Raw genomic sequence first — 23,517 nt, 5'->3', positions numbered from 1 at the left:
TAATTAAATGTTCTATTTCTTAATTAAATATATTATTAGTTTTTAATCTATGTAATTATACTTTTTAATATGACTATCTAAATTTTTTCACCTCATTATATTAATGTTTTTTGTTTGAATATTTCCTTAAAATTATCATTCTTAATAGCTCAATCTACTTATAATGTATTTATCGTAAATATTATACATCTCTTTACATTCATTTTCCAAAACAAGTGAAATAGCAGAAAAAGACTACTCGATTTAATCTAATAGTCTTTTAAAAGCTAATATTTACTATAAAAATACTCCATTCCAATTTTACTTATTTTAAATGACGGCATTTTCCTAAATTCCTCTTTATAATATGATGTATTGTGTATTTTTATATAAGTGTTATATATATTCTTAACTTCTATTTCACCCTCCTGAATTATTTTATTGAAAAATGATTCAATAAATATTATATTTAGCTCTCTCATAAATTTTCTTTCATAATTACAAATAACATTATCTATAATTTTAACTAACAACGGATTTTCTTTACATTCAACAACGCTACGCCTTATATCGTTTTTTGATCTAGTATAAGTATAATCAGCTATAAAGTTATATTTTCTTATTTGTGCTTCTTCAGATGCTTTCTTCATATCGCTCATTGATATTTTTTGCACTGAATTTTCATAATTTTCTTCTGAATCTTTTTCTAATATTATATATGGTTTGTAGTAGTAGTCTATTTTCTTTCCATTTTCTAAAATATATGTCCCAATAAATACTGTATAATTAAGATTTATTTTCTTAATGCTATAATTACTTTTTATAAAATTCTCTATAAAGTCTGTTGGTTTAAAGTTAACATTTATGTCTCCTATATTTACTGTCTCGCAATACTCTTCAAATCTATTTTCATTTTTAAAGACATAAGCATCATTCATAAATTTTCCTCCTCAGATTTTATATTATATAATATGAAGTAAAAACTCCTTTTAGTACTACATAATTCAATATATAAAGTAATAGTGTTAATATTGTTGTTGCTTATAAAAATAAAATTAATTATAATCTATAAAGTATGGTGTTAACATTTACTTTAAAAAGCAATCTTCAATTAATTTTATCAAAATCAAGAGGGGGACTTTTTTTGAATACATATAGAGGACTATTATATGCTATTTTATCATCTGTAGCATTTGGACTTATGCCTATATTTGCTTCAATAGCTTATAAAAATGGATCTAATCCAACAACAGTCATAATATTTAGATTTTTATTATCATCAATAATTCTATTTATATATTTTTTATATAAAAAAGTTAAAATTAAAATTAAAAGAAAACCTATGTTAATCTTATTAGCAATTGGGATTATTGCATACACTATTACAACACAAACTTTATTTATGTCTTATAATTATTTAGGTGCTGGACTAGCTACTACTCTTCATTTTATATATCCAGCGATTGTATGTATTATTGGCTTTGTCTTTCTTAAAGAGAAGATTAGTAAAAGAAAAATAATATCATTATTGCTTTCAGGAATAGGCGTTTATTCTCTTGTTGCTTTTGAAAGTAAATCATTAAGTACACTAGGAATATTTTTAGCATTATTTTCTGGAGTAGCTTATGCAATTAATTTAATTATATTAGGACTTGACTGTATAAAATCAGTAGATAATAAAATATCGACTTTATATATGTGTATAGGAGCTACTCTAGGCATGGTTACGTATGGTCTATTTACAAAATCAATAGTATTGAGTTTTAATACTAAAATAGTAGGATCATACATAGGAATATCATTAATTTCCACCATAGTATCTATAATTTTATTACTTAAAGCTATTGAATTAATTGGAACTTCATCAACATCTATTTTAGGAACTTTTGAACCAATAGTTAGCATAATTTTTGGTGTATTGCTTTTGGGTGAAAATTTATCTTTTGAATTAGTAATTGGAGCTGCATTAATATTAACTGCAACTATTGTACTAGTTAAAGATACAAAAAGTGAATAAAAATAACAGTAGGTAAATTTGTATTTTTACAAAACTATCTACTGTTATTTTTATTTAATATTTATCTCAGCCATTAATGGATAATGATCTGATGGATATTTACCATTAACATTGTACTTTACTATTTCTACATCAATTATTTCAAATTCTTCTGATACAAATATATAATCAATGTGTGCTCCTTTTTCTTTATTTTTAAAGTGACCCATAGTAGCTTTAGTATATAATTCCTTATTCATATCTTGAACCGCTACAAGTCTTTTATTAAAGATATCTCCATTTGTAAAATCCTTAATTAATTTACTATTAGGATTAGAGTTAAAATCTCCCATAATTATTAATGGAAGTTCTTCTTTTTCTTGTTCTTTCTTTATAAACTCTGCAAGTTTTTTAAGTTCATATGCTCTTGCTTGTGATAAAAGAAAGTCTAGGTGAGAATTACAAACTCTAATTTTTTTCCCACTATCTAATTCAATTACAGCTGTTGTACAAATTCTAGGAAACATAGAATACCACTTTGATCTGCCTATCTTATCATAATTATCACGTAACCAAAATGTCTTGTAATTATCTATTTTATGCTTTTTAGAAACTAAAATGTCATTTCTCTCTGAAAATAATTTTTTACTTCTCGGATTTCCTATAATATTAAAAGCATTAGTGTTATTTGATATATCATTAAACATCTTCTCTGTTGCTTCTTGAGTCCCAACAACATCACAATCATATTTGTTTACTATATCAAAGACTAAATTTTTTCTTTCATCCCATCTATTATTAAAGTCTAAGAAAAAATCACATCTTAAATTAAAAGTCATTACTTTCATAGCAACATCCTCTTTTCAACTTGTTAAAAAATTTATTTTATAATTCTTCAATATATAGTATCTTCACTTTAAAACAAAAAAGACCATCTTTATTGTAACAACAAAAGATAGCCTCTTTACAACTACATAGATTTCTTGCTAACAATTCTTATATTCGGTTGTGACACTTCAGCGTAGCACCAATACTGTCACATAACCGAAGGATCGATTTTTAATGTGCACAGTATTGGTAGCGTAGCGAATTGCGCGCAACCTAATGATGTGTGTATGACAAATCTCCACCATGGCGCAACACCACAGTATAAAGGCCAAGAAATCTATGTGTTTCATTCAATTTTTATATTAATAGAATTGTATCATATATCTAACTAAAATTCAATATTTTATATTTATTACTATATATTTTAAATGTTACTTCTATTAACCTAATTCACTCTAAACAAGTTATTCATATTACCTTTATATGAATCTATAATTAATCCAATACATTATAAGCTAATTATATATACCCTTTTTAACACAACTATCTAACTACCTATTAATTAACTCCATTGCAGAATCAATAATAGATTTGTATCTTTTTTCATTAACACTCTTTATCCAAGATGTCATTCCTGATATTTGATTTATAACTTTATTTGATAATACTTCTCCACTGTTTTTAGCTTTATTAGCATTATAAATAGCAGCTCTTAATCTTTTAATCCATTTTTTAGGAACTCCAATTTCTTCGTTGTTTATTACAATACCAGTTATACATTGACAATTATTTTTTCTTAAGAATTTTGTTTTATCCTTATTTATGTTAAAACCCTCTTCTTTAACAATCTTTGAAACTAATCCTATAAATCTTCCAATATTTAATTCATCACCATCTTCATTAAAGCTAAAGCTCATATCATCTGCATATCTTGTGTAAGTAAAATTATAATTAGAAGAAAGACCCTTTAATCTTTTGTCTAATTTCATACAAATTATATTTGTAATCATTGGACTTGCTGGTGAACCTTGTGGAAGAATTCTATTTGATGTCTTTATATATTTTTCTTCTCCTCTAACCTCTATTTTCATACGTTCGCAATATGTACAAATCATTGCTAACATAGATGCAATATATCCAGAATATCCAAAAGATTTAAACATTCCTCTTACTCTTTCAAATGTAATTGTTGGAAAGAAGTCTTCAAGATCTATATTAATAAGCAATTCAGGCTGTTTAAAATGACTTTGTGCTGATGAAACTACAGATTTTCCCTTTAAAAATCCATGAGCTTCATCACTAGTAGGAATTTTCATTAGAATTTCATCTAAAATTTTTCTTTGTGAATTTTTTAATACGGATTTTGGAGCTGCAATATTACGAACTCCTCCTCTTTTTTTAGGAATAGTGTATCTATAATAATGATCAACAGATACAACATCTCTATGATAAACTAAAAACCTCAACTTCTTATATTCTATTCCTAGAAAACTAGCTAGTTCTTTGTCATCATTTATAATAGGTAAATCTTGTACTAATAGCTTTTCTTTATCAATTTCTCTATCTTTAAGTAAACTAGAATATCCTTTTCCTATAAATACAATTTTATTTTCTTTTTCTTTCTTCCATTCCTCTGAGCGTTGTCTTTTTTCAAGTTCTCTTTGTTTTTTTCTCTCAGCACGTCTTGCAATAGATTCCTCCATAATAGTCTTAGATACATCTAATCTTATTTTCTCATAATCCCATGTTTCATCATATTTTTTTTGAAATTCTATTAGCTTTGAATTTATCTTATCTTTTTCTTCATACAAATTAGCAATTTCATCAATTACTTTTTCATATTTTTCTAATAGGTTTTTTCTATTTTCATACTGTTCACTTGTTTCATTTTCTTGTCTTTCATAAGGGGTAGGTAGATTCTGTGGCCAAAATCCATATTCCTGCATCTTTATAAGAGTAAATTCTTTTTTACCAATTGCATTTACAGCTTCTCTATAATCTTTTCTATTATTTTCTTGGTTCTCCATCATAGTACCGTCTCCATAATATCATTAATTTTATATTCTTTATTTTGTTCTAATTTCAGCTTCAAAAATTTTGTAGAAATTAAATATAAGGCTAAAATATGTGAACACGGAGCTGAAATATTTCTAGGTCCTTTGTTAAAATCTCTACAGTCACATTTGACTTTTGAAATTTGGCCTTCTTCATCTATTTTTATTAAAGTTTCTGTAAAATCAAATTCTCTATTAAAATCATCTGTCCTATAATATTTCCACTTTTTATATTTAGGATTTGGTGTTTTTAGTGAATGTGTAAAAATAAACTCATTATCTTCTGTTACTGTTACTCTAAAATTATCCATGCCTTCATCTATATGTTCTTGGACCTTTAGTTCCATAGGTGTTGTTTCATATAATTCTTTTGGAATTTCTTCATTGCATAATCTTCTAAATCTTACAGAGTCTTTTATTGCATCATAATAACCCTCTCCACGCCTTAAAACCATACCTATTCCTGCTTTATTTTCACTCTTTGAGCTTTCAGTTAAATCTTCATAAATTTTATCTATTGACACAAAACGTTTTTCTTTTAATAATTCATAAACTTTATGGTAATTTCCTTCTCCAATAAATCCACCTAATATATTAAATGCTGTTCCTTTTACCCAATCGTTAGAAGACCATGATGAAAAACCTATAGTCATCTTCATCGCTCCCATGTCTCCTATAATAAATTGTGGCATTCCAAATCCAAGAAGTCTTACTTTAAAAGACTTAACTAAAGGAATTATCTTTTCTAACACAAGCCAACGTCTTCTTCCCCATATTTTTTCTTCTCTTTTCTTTTCTCCATTATAAATTGAATTAAGAGTAAGAGTCTTCCCAAAAGGTTCAAAAGTAATTTTAATTGGCTTACCAGGTTCTAATATCCATTTCATATATCTTGGACTTTCCTTCGCCTTATGTCTTCTTAAAAATGAACATATATCATACATATCTATTGGTGATAACTCAACATCTACTCCATCTAAACTAGCTGCTGAAGAGACTTGATTAAAACCCTTTATCCATGTTTCTGGAAGATCTATTTTCTTTTCCATATGTTCAGGCATTACTCCACTCTCTACTCCAAAACCTTCTGGATTAACGGATAGATTCACCTCACTATAAGTCCTAAATCTCTCAATTTCTTTAGCTAGCTTAGCTGAAAAATCTATATTAGTTGTCCCTAAAGATGGTTTTTGTAGCAATTCAAACTCTTCCATATCAATTGATAGGCACCCATAAGTAGACTCATCTACAGAAAATGCTTCAAAAGATACTTGATCAGGATGAACTGTTATTACAGGATCTAAAACAAACCAAAGATCAAGATCTCTATCTTTTATAAATTTCCAAAAATCTTTTTCAATTTTATAATAATCTCTCCATATATCTTGTTTATCAATTTCTTTTTTTAGATTGTTCTTAATATCAATTAAATTAAATATTTCTTTATTTTTATCCTCAATGGAATTTAATAATGTGTTCATATCCTTGTTAAGACTATTTCTTATTTCTGGCAAATATTCATCATGTTTTAATATTCTTCTCTCAATTTCTTTGTCAAGCCACTCAAAGAATTCAACTCTTTCTTTCTTTTTTTGACTCATATCAGAAATAACAATTTCACGAAGCATAAGCATTGCATCTCTAAAAATAAGTGGGTGCTTTAATTTACCTAAAAAAGATACTTTCTCATCTCTAGAAATATCTGGACTAAGCCCTAGAACTGTTTCATTTCCTTTATTTAAACACATAGATGGGCTTGCATATTCATAATTAACCTTCAAGAGACATGGCCTCCTTTCTTATTTTAGCTAATGCCATAAGTGCACGTTCTGAATCTACTATAATATTTGAACCTCCAATATCTAGTAACATATCTTTAATTTCATTTAATTTATTTTTATATTTAGTTGCAAATTTAGGTATAGAATCATATATGCTATCTTTGCTCTTAGAAATTCTATTAGGAAGAAATATCAGTGTTTTTACATAATACATAAAAAGTTCCTCATCTCCATCACCTAAGTTTGCAAGTATCTCATTTGTTTTATTAGAAATATATGATTTTACTTCACTTGAAGTATGCTCTAACATTTGAATTATAAATTCTTTAGGAATCAAATCTCCATATATCGCTTTTAATTTTTTAATTCCAAATAGATAAACTTTATTTACTGGAGAATCAATTATTATTCCATGTAATTTCTTTTGTTCTTCATTAATCATATTATCAAAAATTTCTTCTGCTTTTTTATTAAGTATAGTTATATCAGATTCAAACATAATTAATAAGGTAGAAAATCTTTTACTTAATGCTTCACTATTCCTTTCAATAATTTCAAGCAACATCTTAATCATTTGAGCTGTAGCAGATTCTAGTATACTTACTAGTTGATAATCCTTAGGTATCTCATTATTTTTTATTGATTCTAATAGAGAAATAATTTGTCTATTTCTTTCTGAAATTGCTTTTTGTTCACCTTTTATGTTAATTCCATTAAGTAGGCTCTCTAACTCTTCATATGAAAGTGAAAAAATTGCTTCTTCTATAAATATCTCAATCCACTCTGGCATACTAGATTTTTCAAAAATTGATGAAATAACATATGATATTAAATTCATCTTTTCATCATTAGATATGTCTTTAAGTTTATTGACTGAAAGTGACAGCAAGTCTCTAATGTCTTTGGATAAAGTAACATTAGCTTCTTTAAAGCTATCAGAATTATCTATAACTTCTTTTACAAAGTTTAAATACTCTCTTTCATCTAGTGATAAAATACTTTCCTTAAATATCTTTATCCAATTATCAAGATCATTTAAAAACATAAAATTCACTATATCACTAGATTTAAATTTCCCATTAGTTCTTTCAAGAAAACTAATAGCAAGTTCATTAACAGCTTCATTTTTACTGTTAATTAAATCTATCATTAATTTTGAATCAAATTTATCTAGTTTATTTAACTTTTCTGTAAGAATACTCATAAACATATTTGCAAGTGGTTCATAAGAAACTAAGGTTAAATCACTTAACTCTTCATATGACATATTATTTATAAGTTCATTAGTTCTTTCTGAATCTTTTAAAATATAATAACATGCTTTAAATATTGGATTAATATTTGAATTTATAGCTATGTATAATACATCATCCAAATGGTTGTCCCATATTTCTTTCATAAATTCATATCGCCCTTGAAGCTTCATTAATTGATCATTTTGCATCCATTCACTTCTAGCTTGCCAATTATCCCAGCCTACTGGAGGCTTCTCTGTAAAATCATTATATAAATAATATTTTATAAAATCATTAAACTGAAAGTTTCCCTTGAATTTACATACATAATCATGTTTTGTATAACTTGTTAGAAGAGATTTCATAGCTGTTATAAATTTTTCTTCATCATTTTTTGAGTAAGAATCAATAATCTTTCTTACATATCTCTTAAAGTATTTTAGTTCTTTTCCTTTGCCAGTACCTTTAAAGTAATACGTTAACCTTGGTGCATCTAAGTAATACGCTATTTTTCCAATAACATCTGCTAATCCATAAGCTTCCACTTCTTGAATTGTATTTTTAAATTCAATTGTATTTAACATTACTCCATCAGTGTAAATACTCTCTTTATAACGATTAGGACTTCTATATTGTATCCATTCACGTTTTTCATAATCATATCTTCCGTAGTATTCTTTTAAAAGCTCTTGAGCTGCATACTTTCTATAATGTGCTCCTTCAAGTACTTTATTAGAAGGAATATCTTTGCCATCGATATGAATAAGATGTAAATCCATTTCTGATAAATGTGTACGCATAAAGCTTTCTCTCTTTTCTCTTAATTCTTCAATCATTGTATTTACATAGATTGCTAAACATCGCTTTACGCCTTTTGTATAATTTTCGCCACCCCAATTTATATCTGATTTTAAAATATTTTTTGCTTCTTCTATTAATAATGAATTATTACTTTTAGCAAACTCCAAGAATAAACCTGATATCATCTCAGTACTTCCAATTTTTAAAAGTAAATCATAAATTTCTTTTTCTGGATTACTATCTATTAATTGAGTTAATCTCTTTTTCCTCATATAAATATTTTTATTGCTAAACATATCATAAATAACTGAATAATATTTATAAAATTCTTTATCCAAATTTAAAACTTCATTAGGATGATTTACTAATTTAAAATCATGAAATTTTATATTTTGGGTTTGTACATTTTTCACACATTCTTCATATGATATTTCTTCAAAATATGGTAATACTATTTCATTTTTCTCTTCTAAATTTTGAAACTCTTTAACTAAGTAGTTTTCATCCCTTTTCCAATACCAACTATAATCGATTCTAGTTTTATAATACATTTTAGGAAATTCTTCATCTTTATTTCTATTATAATATCCATCTTCTTCTATAATTTTTACTGATTCAAAAGATGGTAGATGTCCATTCATCCCCCTGAATATAGCATAACTAGTATATTTAACTTCATCTTCAAGAATACTAGTCACAGATTCTTCATCACTTTGAGTATTTTTAAACTCATGTTTTCCATAAAGTATAAGAAAACTTGGGTTCTTGTTGTTATCCCATCCCCACAAAACTATACTTCTTAAAGGATTATAATCCTTTTTCCATACTCTTTTTAATGTTTTAGTGTTTTTTATAGGATAATTTATGCCATCTACAATATCATTTGATTCTGTTTGATCAACTTTATCTTCTTTTGACTTTAAGAAAGAAAAAACTGTCTTTAAAAAGTTATTTTCTTTAGACTTTGACATAACAGTAAACCACCTTAATCTTTTTATATTAAAAAATTTTATACGAAACGCTCATTCCATATAATTCTTTTCAAACTATTTTATCACAGTTATGTTTAATATTAAATATTAATAATTTCAAATAAAAAATAACCCAACACATTTAAATTTTTATAAATGCATTAAGTTATTTTACTTGAGAATATATTTTAAGTTATTTGTTAGCCTGATTTTTTAAATATATCTTAAATCGTTTACAAAAGACCTACATTTTAATATTCATATATTTTTCATTATCCACCCTAATATTTTCCAATTCATTAGTTATCGCTTTATCCATTGATTCTATATATTTTTCTATCTTCTTAGCCTTTTCTATATCTTTTATATTATTTATGCAAAAACTTAATATCCTTTTATATGCGTCTCTTTGCACTTTAATTAATTTTCTATATTGCTTGTTATTTAAATCAACTACATCTATTTCATTCATAATACCTCACCCTCCTAAAAATATAATTCTACAAAAATTCTTATTATCCTTTTTTTGTAAAGAAATATTATAGGTATAATAAATAATATAAAAAAACATAATAAACAAAAACACAACTTGAAAATATATAAAACCTTTAAATATTTTCCTGTGTTTTCTCTATTATGTCTCAACAGGTAAAAATCTTACTATATAATTTTTACTAATATGTCACTATTATACAACATAAGTCATATAATTCGATATGCTAAATTTCTTTAGCATTATGTGTTGTTTAATCTTCTTTTATTTTACTATATGTTTCACGATATTTCAACATATTTTTGAAATATTTTTCTTTTTTACAAAATAAATAAGTATTTTCTTGATTAAAGCCACCAAGAAAATACTTATTATGCTTTATATTTTGGTTATTTCAGCAAATTACGACCATCTGTAATTTATTGAATTCTAAATTTAGAAATTTCTTCTCTTAATTTATCAATATGTTTTTTGTTTTTGAAACTTCTTCAACAATATTTTACACATTATGATATAATTTCATAAGAAAAAACTTCCTCTAAGCAAATTAATGCTAAAGGAAGTTTTAATTAATTATTTATTTTTATATTAAGAATTTTAATATAAATATTCCACCTATTACCAATGTAGCTAAACTTATATCCTTTATTTTCCCTGTAAATAATTTCAATAATATGTATGAAATAACTCCAAATACGATACCATCTGATATACTATAAGATAATGGCATAATAATTATAGTTAAAAACGCTGGTATAGCTTCTGTAAAATCCGAAATATTTATTTCTTTTATTGGCTCAATCATAAATAATCCAACTAATACTAATGCTGAACAAGTAACTGCTGGAGTAATTGATGCAAATACAGGTGCAAAGAATAATGCTAATCCGAACATTATTGCTGTAGACACTGCTGTTAATCCTGTTCTTCCACCTTCCGCAACTCCTGATGCACTTTCTACGAATGTACTTACTGTACTTGTACCAACACATGCTCCAAACGTAGTTCCTATTGCATCTGCAAAAAGAGCTTTCTTCATGTTTGGAACTTTTCCATTTTCATCTAACATCTTTGCTTTAGTTGTTACTCCAACTAAAGTTCCTATTGTATCAAACATATCCATAAATAATAATGTAAACAAAGCAACTACCATATCTAAAGAAAATATATTATTCCACTCAAATTTAAAGAAAACTGAACTAATTGATGGTGGTGCACTCATTATACTAGTAGGTGTTGGAGTAATTCCAAAAGGAATTCCTATTACAGCTGTAGCAATCATTCCAATAAATAATGCACCTTTAATATTCCTTGCTAAAAGAATACCTGTAATTGCAATACCTATTATTGCAAGTAGTGCTGTTCCACTTGTTATATTTCCAAGTGCAAGAATTGTTGAATTATCTTCAGGGTGAACTATAATTCCTGCCCCTTCAAAACCTATTAATGTAATAAATAAACCAATACCAACTGAAATTGCCTTTTTAATGTTTTCTGGTATTGAATCAACAATAGCTTCACGTACATTGAATAAGGTTAATAAAATAAATATAATACCTTCTAAAAGCACTGCTGTTAACGCAAATTGATATGAATATCCCATACTAAGAACTATTGTAAATGCAAAAAATGCATTTAAACCCATGCCCGGTGCTTGAGCAAATGGCAATTTAGCATATAGTCCCATTACTAACGTTGCAACTACAGCCGATAGTGCTGTTGCTGTAAACACTGCTCCACTATCCATTCCAGCAGCAGATAATATAGATGGATTTACTATCAATATGTACGCCATTGTCATAAATGTAGTAATACCTGCTACGATTTCCGTTTTAACATTTGTGTTGTTTTTCGTAAGTCCGAAATAATTATCTAACATTCCGTTCTTTTCAAATATATTTTTCATAAAATCACTCTTTCGTAAATCTTTTTTCCACCTGAACTATAATAAGATATTTTTCGATATATTGCAACACTTTTATGAATATTTTGCATTCTTTTAGTATTTATTTTCGGTTTTTTATAATTTATACGAATTTTAAAATATAACATTCATCTATATAATTCGTGTTTTAAGATTTTTATACCTATTTTAAATTTACATATGCAAATCCCCTTCATCTTTTAATTATTTAGTTTCTTTATCAAACACCTAATATATTTTTACCTTTATCATAGAAAATATTACTTATACCTGAATTATTCACCGAATTAATTTCAATAGAATTTTACAAGTATTTTCCTTTCGAAATAGATTTGGTGTTATTTTTTACTTTAAAACTATATTTTTAGATATAATTAATCCAAGAACTTTATAATAGACTTTTAAAAGCTTACTAATATTTTAATTTTATTCAATTTTGCTAACGCTTACGGCGAAATAGCAATATCATTAATTCTAGTTAGTGTATCCCAAAACTCATTTTTATATGGACAACTACTAAATAGTTTAAATGTTAGATATCTTGAACTATTAATAATTTTACCTGCATCTGAAGTTAAATTTCCACCTTCAAAATTAATTTTAACTTTTCTATTGAAATTTAGTCCTTTTTCTAATAAAATACCCATATGAGATTCTCCTTTGTTAAGTGTTTTTCGCAAATTAACCATAACAAATTTGAGTCTCTTTTTCTATATTTTTTTCATTTTTTAGATGAAATTCTTAATTTACATAAAACTATCTATCCGCCCATGCTATGCATGATTTTTCTTTTTATGTAAATAATTCATGTTATAATAATATTTTCCATAAATTGTTACATATTTAATTACGAACTACTATACACCCAATATAGGTTGCTGCACAGTTCTTCTATAAATACCTTCTAGACCTCTCATTATATAAAAATACGAAATAAGCGCTAATGTATTTCCTATATTTATATCCATATTAGGTTTAAGGGAATACTTAAATTCCCCATTAATATATTGTGTATATAGTATATTATATTTAGAATACGCTATTTTTGTAATCATTGCTTGTGATAAAAATCCAAGAGATACTGCTTTAATAGCAGTAGCATCTGGATTAGGTATGTTAACCTCATCTATATCTTTTCTATATCTACTATAAATTAATTCAATACCTTCCAAAGTAGATTTATATAAAAGTAGGCTTGAATATATAGATATTGCTATTGCAACTTTTTGTATATCTAGCAAACGTAATTGCGCCTTATCAGCTTCTGTCATGTTCATTGTATTATTTGTATTTTGAGTCAACTCCCTCAACTCCTTTACATTATTATGCTTAACTTATAATATAAAATTTAATTTCTATTAGTGAAAATTTTTTATTATTTGGAAAATGTAAATATTATAATATATGACTATTTATATATTTATGCTATATACCGTAGTACATTTAAATATAAATACTATAATAGTTATATGATTATTTTGTAATTTTAATGACACCTAATATAATATTGTAAATATACAAAATTTAGAATTGCAATAATTTAGTCATAATTAAAATAAGTATAATATCTTCTAAATGTATTACTATTAAAGTAACTTAACCTGAAAATACTATACTTATTATTACCTATATATATTTATACAAATTTAAATTTACAAAGTATTACTATATAGTTGTTTTAATTATATAATAATTAATTTATAGGTTTTGAATTAACAAATCCTTCAGCTATTTTATCTGGATCATCTATTTTATTAAATAAAGCAATCGAATAACAAACATCATTTTCTTTCCAAATATATACTAAAGAATAATTATACTCGTTGCTTTCTTCATATTTAAATACCTCATTATTATTAATATTTAATTTTTGTACATTAATCTTTTTAGGTACATTATCCTCTGTATTTTCATTAATAAAATATCCATTTTTCTTTATATCATTATAAAACTTTAAATCTTTTTTAGCTGTAAAAGTCATTCTCAAATTCTTACTAGAATAAAAATTATTCATTTCGTAATTTATAATATTGTTTTCTATGTCAGAATTTCCTGTTATCCCAACTCCTGACCCAGTTATTTTTATATCTTCATCTACTTTTAATGGAAATTTAGGATTAAATCCAAGAAATTTTTTAGCTTTCTCTAAATCTTCTTTATCATATATACTCATTACTCCTATTTCTGTCGAAACTTCTCTTGTTGGAAAGTAATTTACGTTTTTTATATCCTCTGAATGCTTCAAAGATTTTGCTATTTTAAATATATTCTCTTTGTCAATACTTGTCCATTGATTAATTTCATCTTGATCTTTACGTTGCCTATTATAATTTAAGATATAACATATACCTGAATCTTTCCACACAAAATATTTATTTATTTCCTTCATTTCTTTGAGCACAATATCAATATCTTCTATTCTTCTTTCTGGAGAAGTAATTGTAACAGTAACCTCTTCTCCATGAATTCCATTAAAGTCTACTAAATTTCTTTCACTTTCTACTTTAAAATCTTCTTCTAATGCATGATGTACACTTGCTGATTTTTTTATTATCTCTATTGGATCTGATACTCCTGTGATTAATGAAAATTCATTGTTTCTTTCATTGTTATTATAAAAAAACATTTGTACTGCATTTTCTTTATCTGACACTTTTATGACTTGAAATCCAGCTCCAACTTCATTTCCATCTAAAATATAATCTGGTACTTTGAATTTAAATCCTGCTATTTCTTGTGCTTTTTTAATATCATCATAAACTTTTGAAGGTGCATCAATTAAAAATTTGGAATTTCTTTCTATATTTTCTTCTTTATTAGCTGTTATTTCTGAAATATTATCTTTATCAAGCCCTTTTACTTGAATACTGTTTGTAAATATTGCTATTGTAGCTACTAAACAACTTAGTATAGCAACTGTTGATATTTTATATGAACCTTTTTTAAAGTCTTTTATCATTTTAATTCTCCTTTTTATTTGGTTATTATTTTCAAAACAAATTAGCAATCTAGATTGCTCTTTTTTATTAAAAAACATTCTTGAAAAATCTATAAGCGTCATACCATAATCTATTCTTTCTTTTTCTTCAAGGCTCTCTAAAACACATGCATCACAGGCATATTCTCTATACAACTTCATTTTATTTATAGCAATCCATACCAAAGGATTAAACCAATGTATACAAAGAGCTACTATACTAAGAAAGTTATAATATAAGTCTTTTCTTTTATAGTGCATAAGCTCATGTAATAAACTATAGGATAGTTTATTATAATCTTCTATTTTCAAAACATATAATGGTATATAAATTTTAGGCTTTAAAATCCCAAATATTCCAGGACTTTTTATTCCATCATATATAAAAATTTGAATTTTTGAATTTATATTTAATTTATCTTTTAAATTGTTCATCATGGATTTAATTTTAAAATCTTCATATCTTTTTAAAGGTCTAATTTTCATTTTAAATCTCATCAAAGATAATATGAATGTTAAGCTTAACGCGATTGTCCCTATAATCCAAATAAAAGAAGCTATCTTTATAAAATTAGAAATCCATATTTGTTTATTTATATATTCTTCTTTATTTTTTTCATAATCATCAATATTTTCTATCTTATCTGTATAATTATCGTAATTATTATATCCTATGGAAATTTCTCTATTTTTACCTGAGGTATCTAATATCGTTTCTTGTAAACTATTTGTATATTTATCACTAAAAATATCAAATAAATTTATATTTACCTCTGGAATTACAGGCACAAGAAGTCTTAACATTACTAAAATCCACAATCCATGTTTAATCCGCACACTAATATGATTATTAAACATTTTTAAAATCAGAATTATTATTAAAATAATGATAGCTGCTGTTAAAGATGTTTGAAAAAACCATAAAAAAACCTTTTCTAAACTCCCCATAAAAATATACCCCTTCTCGTTATCTAGTTAAAAATCTTTTATATTGATTTTTTCTTTTTTTTCTTTAAGAATTTTCTCTAATTCTTCAATTTCATCAATAGATAGATTCTCCTCTTCTAAGAAGCTACTAAAAAGAATATTTAAAGCTCCATCATATACTTTTTTAATAAAGGATTTATTTTCAAACTTCATACAATCTCCCTCAGAAATTAAAGGATAGTAATTATATACTCTACCATCTTTTTTAAAACCTATAACCCCTTTTTTTATAAGTCTTGTTATAAAAGTTTTTATAGTTTGTTTTGACCAACTCATTTTCAAACTCAATGCATCTATTATTTCTTCAGAGGTTAACGGATTTGTCTTCCATAAAGTTTTCATAACTTCCCATTCCGATTCTGATATTTTAGGAATATCACTCATAAAATTCAGCTCCTTTCTTTTAAATCTACAAGTGTAAATCTTAAAGTTAAGTTTACACTTGTAGATTTACTCTGTCAAGAATATTTTTACATCTATTCCAACTTAATTACAGCAATTCTTCACTTTATAATTTTTAAATATTATTATAAATATAATATCCTCATTTTCTATTTATAATATTAACTATTTATCATTTACATAAAATTCACTTAAAATAAAACTTTATTATTTATATTTATAAAATATATGAACAAGCACATATATAATAACTATACTTCCTATTAACTTTAATATTGATAATACGAAATTCTCCAGATTGAATTTTTTCATTACTTCTTTCTCCTCTCAAACTTCTTACAAATGTTTAATCTATATCTCTACCTTAAGTATATATATTGTTTATTATATACTTAAGGTAGATTAAGCTTATTTAAAGCTACAACCCTAATTTACACTTTACCTATCTTTTTAATGATAGTCTATACAGTAAAAATTTATTGTACAAATTAAAAACCACTTAAATACCGTTTTAAATATTTAAGTGGCTTTCATAATGACTATTTTTTTAAATTGATATGATCATAAAATAAAAGAATCTAAAAATTATTTAAATTAAATTCATTCATCATTCTATTTAAAGTTTCTGCTTGTGCAGTTAATTCTTCACTAGCTGCTGCACTTTCTTCCGCTATTGCTGATGTAGATTGTACAACATCTGCTATTTCTTCAATACCTGCATTTATTTGTTCTATTGATAGTGCTTCTTCTTCTGCTGAATTTACTATATTAGTAACAAGTTGTGAAGCATTTTTAATATCTTCTACAACTTCAATCAATGATATTGCTGTGCTTTCTGCTATATCTTTTCCTTTATTTACAGATTTTATTGAATTTTCAATTAAAGTAGAAGTCTTTTTAACAGCTTCCGAAGAATTTTCTGCAAGTTTTCTAACTTCTTCAGCAACTACTGCAAAGCCTTTTCCAGCATCCCCTGCTCTTGCTGCTTCTATTGCTGCATTTAATGCTAAAAGGTTAGTTTGATCTGCTATTGAGGCTATTGTAGTTATTATATTATTTATATCATTTGATGCTTTTTCTATATCTCCCATAGCATAAAGCATTTCTTTCATTTTACAATTGCTACTTTCTACATCATTAACTAGATTATCTGTTATATTCTTAGTTCTTTCTGCACCTTTTGCTGACTCTTGTACTTTTATATTTATTTCAGATATATTGGCTGTTAATTCTTCTATAGAACTTGCTTCATTTGTTGCCCCTTCTGATAATGTTTGAGCTGCAGTTGCAACTTGCATAGAACCGCCATTTACCTCTTCTGTGGCACATTGTATTTGTTTAAATGTACTATTTAAAGTTTCAATAATATATGCTAATGAGTCTTTAATTTGTACAAAATCTCCTATGTACTCAATATCTAATTTAATATTTAAATCTTTATTAGAAATCCTCTCTAAATTACTAGATATATCATTTATATATGTTTGTAGTGTTTTTATCATATCGTTAAAAATATTGGCAAATTCTCCAAATTCATCTTTAGAATTTAAATATTCAGAACTTATATCTACATTTAAATTTCCTTCTCTTAATTGATTTGCAACACCTTTTAAATATGATAATGGATTTGTTATTGATTTAGTAACTGTTATTGATATTCTTGATGCTAATATTACATTAACTATAAGTAGCACTAATAGAACAATTATTGAACTGTTAACTTTAATATTCGCATTCTCTGCAAATTTATCTGCACTTTCTTGTGCTTCTTTTTGAATTATTTTTGCTCTATTATATATTTCTTCAAAAGCTGGAAAATACTCATCTTTTAATACTACTTTAGCAGTATTAAAATCTCCACTTTCTATACTATCTACTATTTTTTTTCTTATAATTACAGCTTCATTATAAGCTTCTTCATAATTGATTATTAGCTGTTTGTTATTTATTAAAGGCTTAATTTCATCTAATTTAGTCTTTAAAATATTAGTGGAATTATTAAGTGATTCCTTAAACTGATTATAATCTTCATATAATACAACTCCTCTAAGCTGTCTTCCTACATTACTAAGATTATCACATATTTCAGCTGCATCAACCGTTACTTTGTTGCTTTCTTCTTTCATTTTTTTCAAAGAATTTCCTACTGAAATTAAGCTAGTAATTCCAATAAGCATTATAACTATTGTAAAAATAATCATTGTGCTAAATCCTTTTTTAAGCTTCTTTTCAACTGATAAACTAACAGATTTTTTTTTCATAGTAAAAATATCTCCTTATTCCATTTATTCATTAGTTTTTCTTTAATATAAAACCTTCCTTTGTCCACTTCTCTTTAATCGTGGTATATTTTAAAAACTTTAGTTCTTTATATACTATTTATAAATTTCATACAATTAAATAAAAATATTTAGTTGAAGTAATAATAAACTAGTAAACATATTACTAATTTTAAAATTTTTATGCACAAAAAAAGGCATTCTTGTCTTAAACAAGAAACACCTTTTTATATTTTAAATATTATTTAAAATATTGATCTCCATATCCATAATGTTCAACAACATAATCAATATCTTTATCACCACGTCCACTTAAGCAAACTAAAATAGATCCTTGTTTCATTTCTTCAGCTTTTTTCATTGCATATGCAACAGCATGTGAACTTTCAATTGCAGGTATAATCCCTTCATATCTCGATAATTTAAAGAAAGCTTCCATAGCCTCTTCATCATTTATAACTTTATAGTCTACGCGTCCTAATTCTCTTAAAAATGCATGTTCAGGACCAACTGATGGATAATCAAGTCCACTAGCTATAGAATATACTGGTGCTGGATCACCATTTTTATCTTTTAACATTATACTTTCAAAGCCATGCATAACACCTTTTTCTCCATACTTCATAGAGGCAGCATGATCTCCTAATTCTTCACCTCTACCTAATGGTTCTATTCCAATTATATCAACTGGTTCCTCTAAAAAAGGGATAAACATTCCTGCTGCATTGCTTCCCCCGCCTACACAAGCTGTAACTACATCTGGTAAAAAACCTGTCATTTCATTAAATTGATCTTTAGCTTCATAACCAACAACAGCTTGGAAATCTCTTACCATAAGTGGAAATGGATGCGGACCTAATGCTGATCCTATACAGTAAATTGAATCCTTATAATTTTTAGCATATGAATCAAAAGCAGAATCTACAGCTTCTTTTAAAGTTTTTAAACCATGTGTTACTGGAACGACTTTAGCTCCTAATATTTTCATCCTAGTTACATTTGGCGCTTGCTTTACAATATCAACTTCTCCCATATGAATTTCACATTCTAATCCAAAAAATGCAGCAGCTGTTGCAAGCGCCACTCCATGTTGTCCTGCTCCTGTTTCTGCAATCAAACGCTTTTTTCCCATAAATTTAGCAAGTAGTCCTTCACCCATACAGTGATTTAATTTGTGTGCCCCTGTATGATTTAAATCTTCTCTTTTTAAATAAATTTGACAATTCCCTATTGCTCTAGATAGTCTTTCGCAATGATAAACTGGTGTAGGTCTACCTTGAAATTCTTTACGTATTCTTCTAAGTTCATTAATAAACTGTGAAGAATGACAAATTGTTTGATATGCATCAGCAATTTCTTCAAAGGCTGGAATTAGTTCATCTGTTAAGTATGCCCCACCGTATTGACCAAAACGACCATTTTTATCTGGATACTTCTTTAAATATGTTCGAAAATCCATTTACAATCCCCCTTATATGCTTTAAGCTTAAAATTTATTTATCTAAACATTTACATATAAAATTATACTATATATACTTTTTATTTACAATTTTCTCTCATATTACTATCCATATTCATTCTTAAATATTTATCATCTATATCTCTAATAAATTTAGAAGGCATACCATTTGATGTTAAAAATAATTTTTCAGTAGCTCTTGTCATTCCAACATAAAGTAACTTTCTTTCTCTAAATTCTAGCATGTCCATATCTTCTTCTTCATTTTTTACTGGACACAATGGCATTACTTTAGCATTTAAACCTGCAATTATAACAACTTTAAATTCAAGTCCTTTTACAGAGTGCATAGTTACAAGCTTTACCTCATCTTCTGAAAAATTTATTTCATCATTATCATTAAAAATTAAACATGGTATATCATAAGCTTGTAAGCATTTCTTAAATTCTTTTAACTGCTTTTTTAATCTAGCAATTATTACTATATCTTTTAATTTATATCCTTCTTTAAGATTTTCATTTATTAAATTTACTATATATAAACATTCTTCAAACTTATTTTCAAAATTTTTATAGGTCGGATAATATCCTTGCTTGTCTATTAAATTAGGTTTAACTAAGTTATCATTTTGTAGTAAATCTTTATGAATATCAATTAAACTGAATGCTGCTTCAGCTATTTGAGCTGTTGTTCTATAATTCTTACTTAATAAATTAGATTTACCAGTCATATCATATCCTAAACTGGCAAATGAACGATTTTTTATTAACCAAGCTTGATGATATATACTTTGAGCTGCGTCTGAAATAAACGTTATACTAGAATATGGTTTTTTATCATACAAAGCCTTTAAAAATTCTAATTCAACCCTAGTTAAATCTTGACTTTCATCTATTAAAATATGAGTATACTTTTCCATAGGATATTGTTTTGCTTGATTTAATGCTAGTAGTGCCATATCTTGAAAATCAACTTTATTTATATTCTGTAAATTACTATTATATTTTAGCAAGACCTCAAATATTGCTCTTCTCTTTTCTGAATTTTTTCTAAGTTTTTGAGGACCATCATTATTTATATTACTTATTCTTCCTATTCTATCAACTAATTGATATTCATCAAGATCTATATAATTACATGCTTTTATCCACATAATCTCTTCTTTAATAAACTGAAGATATTTAGAATCTATGATTTTTACATCTTTATATATATTACCAACAAAATTTATAGCATTAATTAGTTCACATTTACATTCTTTACGTGAAGCAAGGTCTATATTTATATTGTTTTGTTTTTTATATGCATTAAAATAATTAAAAAGTATATCATCAATTCTTTCAACGCATAACTTCAAGCTATTATCCTCATCAAATAGATTTACCTGAACATTAACTTTATCTTTAACTTTATCATATATATTTGACACATATTGTTTAAGTGATTTATTATAAGTTACCATAAGTACTTTGTCATCTTTAAGTGGACAATAATGTCTTAATAATAGTGGAATTTTATTTACTGCAACAGTAGTTTTCCCAGAACCTGCTACCCCTTTTATTAATGAATGACCATTTGGTTTATTTGCAATTATTCTTTTTTGTTCTATATTAAGTTGCATTTCTACCCCTCTTCATCTAATTATTTCTATTTTCTGGAAATTGTATATACTAATTGTACTATAATATGTAACGATATGTAAAGTTTTGATTCATTGTGAATTGAAAGAAAAAGTTATTTATATCTAAATATATTTTTCTGCATAAAAATAACCCTGTTAAATAGATTTTATAGCAGCATTTTTACTTCATCTACTTAACAGGATTCATTCCATCATTATTAAATAATTTTTTATTAAACTTATATTTTTTTGACAAACTCAGATTTTAATTGCATAGCTCCAAAACCATCAATCTTACAATCAATATTATGATCTCCATCAACTAAACGTATATTTTTAACCTTTGTTCCTATTTTTATAGATGATGAACTTCCCTTTACCTTAAGATCTTTGATTACTGTTACAGAATCACCATCATTTAATATGTTTCCATTAGCATCTTTAACTAAATTAGCTTCTGTAGCTTCCTTTTCTGATTCTAAAGTCCACTCATAAGAACATTCTGGACAAATAAAAAGGTTTCCATCTTCATAAGTATATTCTGAATTACATTTTGGGCAATTTGGTAAATTGTTCATAAAATTCATTTCCTCCGTTGTTATTATATTTTAATATGTAAAAACTATTTTCACTTTTTTTTAACTCATGAAAATAGTAATTTGCAATATAACGTGAAAATTGAAAAATTTCTCACAGATTTATATAATATCATAGTATTATTATATTGACAAACCCTTTTCTTATCTTACTTTAAAGTCATTTCTTATATTTTAAATTTGCTTAAAAATATTAATAATACTAATTTACATTCAGCATAAGTTACTTTACAAATTTAATTAGCTTAATTATCAGATAGAATATTGTTTGTCATATAATGCCTACAATAAATAATACTCCAACAACTACTAATCCAAAAAATATATTAAATACTGATAGTTATTTCAAAAAATCATTTAAATTCTTTAAAATAATTATTTTTCCACGTTCCAATTTTATATATTCATTTTTCTCAATGGTTTTTAATTTTCTACTTACAACTTCTCTCGTAGAATCAATCTCAAATGCAAGCTCTTTATGAGTACTATAAATTATTCTGCTATTCTTATTAATAAGCAATTTAATAAGCCTAGTTTCCAATGAATCATGAATCTTTTCTTCTTTCTTTTCTATAACAGTATTAAATTTAAAGTATATGTCCTTATACATATACTTTAAAAAATCGCTATCTTTAAATAAGTATTCTTTTACTATTTCAACTGGAACTATGCATATCTTTGATTCTTGGAGTGCTCGCCCTATAATGTTTAAAGATTTAAAATTCAAAAGACAACTTAATGCTTCATGGCACAATTCACCTTTTTTAATGTCATAAAGATTAGTTTCTTCACCTTCTTCATTAATTCTTTGTATTTTTATTATTCCATTCATTACAAATATGATACCTTCACAAGTACACTTTACAGATGATATATACTCATCTGCATTTAATGTTTTAAACTTTACCTGTTTACTTATTATTTCATTATTTTTTTCATTAATAGCTTTTAAAACTGGGTAAATATCATAAAATACACTTAAGTTATTTTCCCTAATATTTATTGGATTTTTCTCATTTTTCATAAATTCCTCCACTTAAAAATATAAAAATCTATTAAGATTAAAATCTAGATTTCCATTTATTAATTTTATTTTACTTCTTATATATTACCTTAAACTATATAATATTTTA

The 23,517-nt window shown here is 25.7% G+C and carries 17 protein-coding genes; 1 reads left to right on the top strand and 16 read right to left on the bottom strand.

What is annotated here, in order from left to right; translation table 11 throughout:
• Positions 1-266: 266 nt before the first annotated feature.
• Positions 267-917 (bottom strand): hypothetical protein, encoded by a 651-nt coding sequence (locus RYM86_RS11135; protein WP_315080505.1) that lies wholly within the window; start codon positions 915-917, stop codon positions 267-269.
• 206 nt (positions 918-1,123) lie between these two features.
• On the opposite strand from RYM86_RS11135, the gene RYM86_RS11130 reads away from it, so the two are divergent.
• Positions 1,124-1,996, top strand: a complete 873-nt coding sequence (locus RYM86_RS11130; RefSeq protein WP_315080504.1) for a DMT family transporter — start codon at positions 1,124-1,126, stop codon at positions 1,994-1,996.
• Positions 1,997-2,046: 50 nt separating this feature from the next.
• Here the strand turns inward: RYM86_RS11130 and RYM86_RS11125 are convergent, their stop codons facing one another.
• The 15 genes from RYM86_RS11125 to RYM86_RS11055 all read right to left on the bottom strand — a co-directional run bounded on the left by RYM86_RS11125 (position 2,047) and on the right by RYM86_RS11055 (position 23,408).
• Positions 2,047-2,823 (bottom strand): endonuclease/exonuclease/phosphatase family protein, encoded by a 777-nt coding sequence (locus RYM86_RS11125; protein WP_315080503.1) that lies wholly within the window; start codon positions 2,821-2,823, stop codon positions 2,047-2,049.
• A gap of 531 nt (positions 2,824-3,354) precedes the next feature.
• Positions 3,355-4,833: a reverse transcriptase family protein gene (locus tag RYM86_RS11120; RefSeq protein ID WP_315080502.1), complete on the bottom strand. Its 1,479-nt coding sequence runs from the start codon at positions 4,831-4,833 to the stop codon at positions 3,355-3,357.
• Positions 4,830-6,638 (bottom strand): SWIM zinc finger family protein, encoded by a 1,809-nt coding sequence (locus tag RYM86_RS11115; protein WP_315080500.1) that lies wholly within the window; start codon positions 6,636-6,638, stop codon positions 4,830-4,832. The genes RYM86_RS11120 and RYM86_RS11115 overlap by 4 nt, the downstream gene beginning before the upstream one ends.
• Positions 6,628-9,645, bottom strand: a complete 3,018-nt coding sequence (locus RYM86_RS11110; RefSeq protein ID WP_315080499.1) for a hypothetical protein — start codon at positions 9,643-9,645, stop codon at positions 6,628-6,630. Before RYM86_RS11110 ends, RYM86_RS11115 begins: the two co-directional genes overlap by 11 nt.
• A 244-nt stretch (positions 9,646-9,889) precedes the next feature.
• Positions 9,890-10,117, bottom strand: coding sequence for a hypothetical protein (locus RYM86_RS11105; protein WP_315080498.1), 228 nt, complete (start codon positions 10,115-10,117; stop codon positions 9,890-9,892).
• 604 nt (positions 10,118-10,721) lie between these two features.
• The gene (locus RYM86_RS11100) at positions 10,722-12,044 is read right to left on the bottom strand and encodes an NCS2 family permease (protein WP_315080496.1); all 1,323 of its coding nucleotides are present in this window, start codon (positions 12,042-12,044) and stop codon (positions 10,722-10,724) included.
• 464 nt (positions 12,045-12,508) lie between these two features.
• The gene (locus RYM86_RS11095) at positions 12,509-12,709 is read right to left on the bottom strand and encodes a hypothetical protein (protein WP_315080528.1); all 201 of its coding nucleotides are present in this window, start codon (positions 12,707-12,709) and stop codon (positions 12,509-12,511) included.
• A gap of 210 nt (positions 12,710-12,919) precedes the next feature.
• Complete coding sequence (locus tag RYM86_RS11090; RefSeq protein WP_315080494.1) at positions 12,920-13,363, bottom strand: hypothetical protein; 444 nt, start codon at positions 13,361-13,363, stop codon at positions 12,920-12,922.
• Between the two features lie 392 nt (positions 13,364-13,755).
• Positions 13,756-15,987: a M56 family metallopeptidase gene (locus RYM86_RS11085; protein WP_315080493.1), complete on the bottom strand. Its 2,232-nt coding sequence runs from the start codon at positions 15,985-15,987 to the stop codon at positions 13,756-13,758.
• Positions 15,988-16,014: 27 nt separating this feature from the next.
• Positions 16,015-16,410: a BlaI/MecI/CopY family transcriptional regulator gene (locus tag RYM86_RS11080; protein WP_315080492.1), complete on the bottom strand. Its 396-nt coding sequence runs from the start codon at positions 16,408-16,410 to the stop codon at positions 16,015-16,017.
• Positions 16,411-17,006: 596 nt separating this feature from the next.
• Complete coding sequence (locus RYM86_RS11075) at positions 17,007-18,689, bottom strand: methyl-accepting chemotaxis protein (RefSeq protein WP_315080490.1); 1,683 nt, start codon at positions 18,687-18,689, stop codon at positions 17,007-17,009.
• 259 nt (positions 18,690-18,948) lie between these two features.
• Positions 18,949-20,166: a tryptophan synthase subunit beta gene (trpB, locus tag RYM86_RS11070; protein WP_315080488.1), complete on the bottom strand. Its 1,218-nt coding sequence runs from the start codon at positions 20,164-20,166 to the stop codon at positions 18,949-18,951.
• 80 nt (positions 20,167-20,246) lie between these two features.
• Positions 20,247-21,788, bottom strand: coding sequence for a 3'-5' exonuclease (locus tag RYM86_RS11065; RefSeq protein WP_315080487.1), 1,542 nt, complete (start codon positions 21,786-21,788; stop codon positions 20,247-20,249).
• Between the two features lie 239 nt (positions 21,789-22,027).
• A complete protein-coding gene (locus RYM86_RS11060; protein WP_315080486.1) occupies positions 22,028-22,366 on the bottom strand; it encodes a zinc ribbon domain-containing protein YjdM in 339 nt (112 codons plus the stop codon).
• A gap of 358 nt (positions 22,367-22,724) precedes the next feature.
• A complete protein-coding gene (locus RYM86_RS11055) occupies positions 22,725-23,408 on the bottom strand; it encodes a Crp/Fnr family transcriptional regulator (protein WP_315080485.1) in 684 nt (227 codons plus the stop codon).
• Positions 23,409-23,517 lie beyond the last annotated feature (109 nt).

This window comes from uncultured Clostridium sp. (assembly GCF_963527835.1).
In the GTDB taxonomy this organism is placed as follows: Bacteria; Bacillota; Clostridia; order Clostridiales; family Clostridiaceae; genus Clostridium.
This window is presented reverse-complemented; position numbering and strand designations above follow the sequence as displayed.

Coding starts and splice junctions, on each gene's coding strand:
- RYM86_RS11135 (WP_315080505.1), bottom strand. CDS start 917: ATGAATGATGCTTATGTCTTTAAAAATGAAAATAGATTTGAAGAGTAT.
- RYM86_RS11085 (WP_315080493.1), bottom strand. CDS start 15,987: ATGGGGAGTTTAGAAAAGGTTTTTTTATGGTTTTTTCAAACATCTTTA.
- RYM86_RS11095 (WP_315080528.1), bottom strand. CDS start 12,709: ATGGGTATTTTATTAGAAAAAGGACTAAATTTCAATAGAAAAGTTAAA.
- RYM86_RS11125 (WP_315080503.1), bottom strand. CDS start 2,823: ATGAAAGTAATGACTTTTAATTTAAGATGTGATTTTTTCTTAGACTTT.
- RYM86_RS11080 (WP_315080492.1), bottom strand. CDS start 16,410: ATGAGTGATATTCCTAAAATATCAGAATCGGAATGGGAAGTTATGAAA.
- trpB (WP_315080488.1), bottom strand. CDS start 20,166: ATGGATTTTCGAACATATTTAAAGAAGTATCCAGATAAAAATGGTCGT.
- RYM86_RS11120 (WP_315080502.1), bottom strand. CDS start 4,833: ATGATGGAGAACCAAGAAAATAATAGAAAAGATTATAGAGAAGCTGTA.
- RYM86_RS11075 (WP_315080490.1), bottom strand. CDS start 18,689: ATGAAAAAAAAATCTGTTAGTTTATCAGTTGAAAAGAAGCTTAAAAAA.
- RYM86_RS11060 (WP_315080486.1), bottom strand. CDS start 22,366: ATGAACAATTTACCAAATTGCCCAAAATGTAATTCAGAATATACTTAT.
- RYM86_RS11105 (WP_315080498.1), bottom strand. CDS start 10,117: ATGAATGAAATAGATGTAGTTGATTTAAATAACAAGCAATATAGAAAA.
- RYM86_RS11065 (WP_315080487.1), bottom strand. CDS start 21,788: ATGCAACTTAATATAGAACAAAAAAGAATAATTGCAAATAAACCAAAT.
- RYM86_RS11055 (WP_315080485.1), bottom strand. CDS start 23,408: ATGAAAAATGAGAAAAATCCAATAAATATTAGGGAAAATAACTTAAGT.
- RYM86_RS11110 (WP_315080499.1), bottom strand. CDS start 9,645: ATGTCAAAGTCTAAAGAAAATAACTTTTTAAAGACAGTTTTTTCTTTC.
- RYM86_RS11100 (WP_315080496.1), bottom strand. CDS start 12,044: ATGAAAAATATATTTGAAAAGAACGGAATGTTAGATAATTATTTCGGA.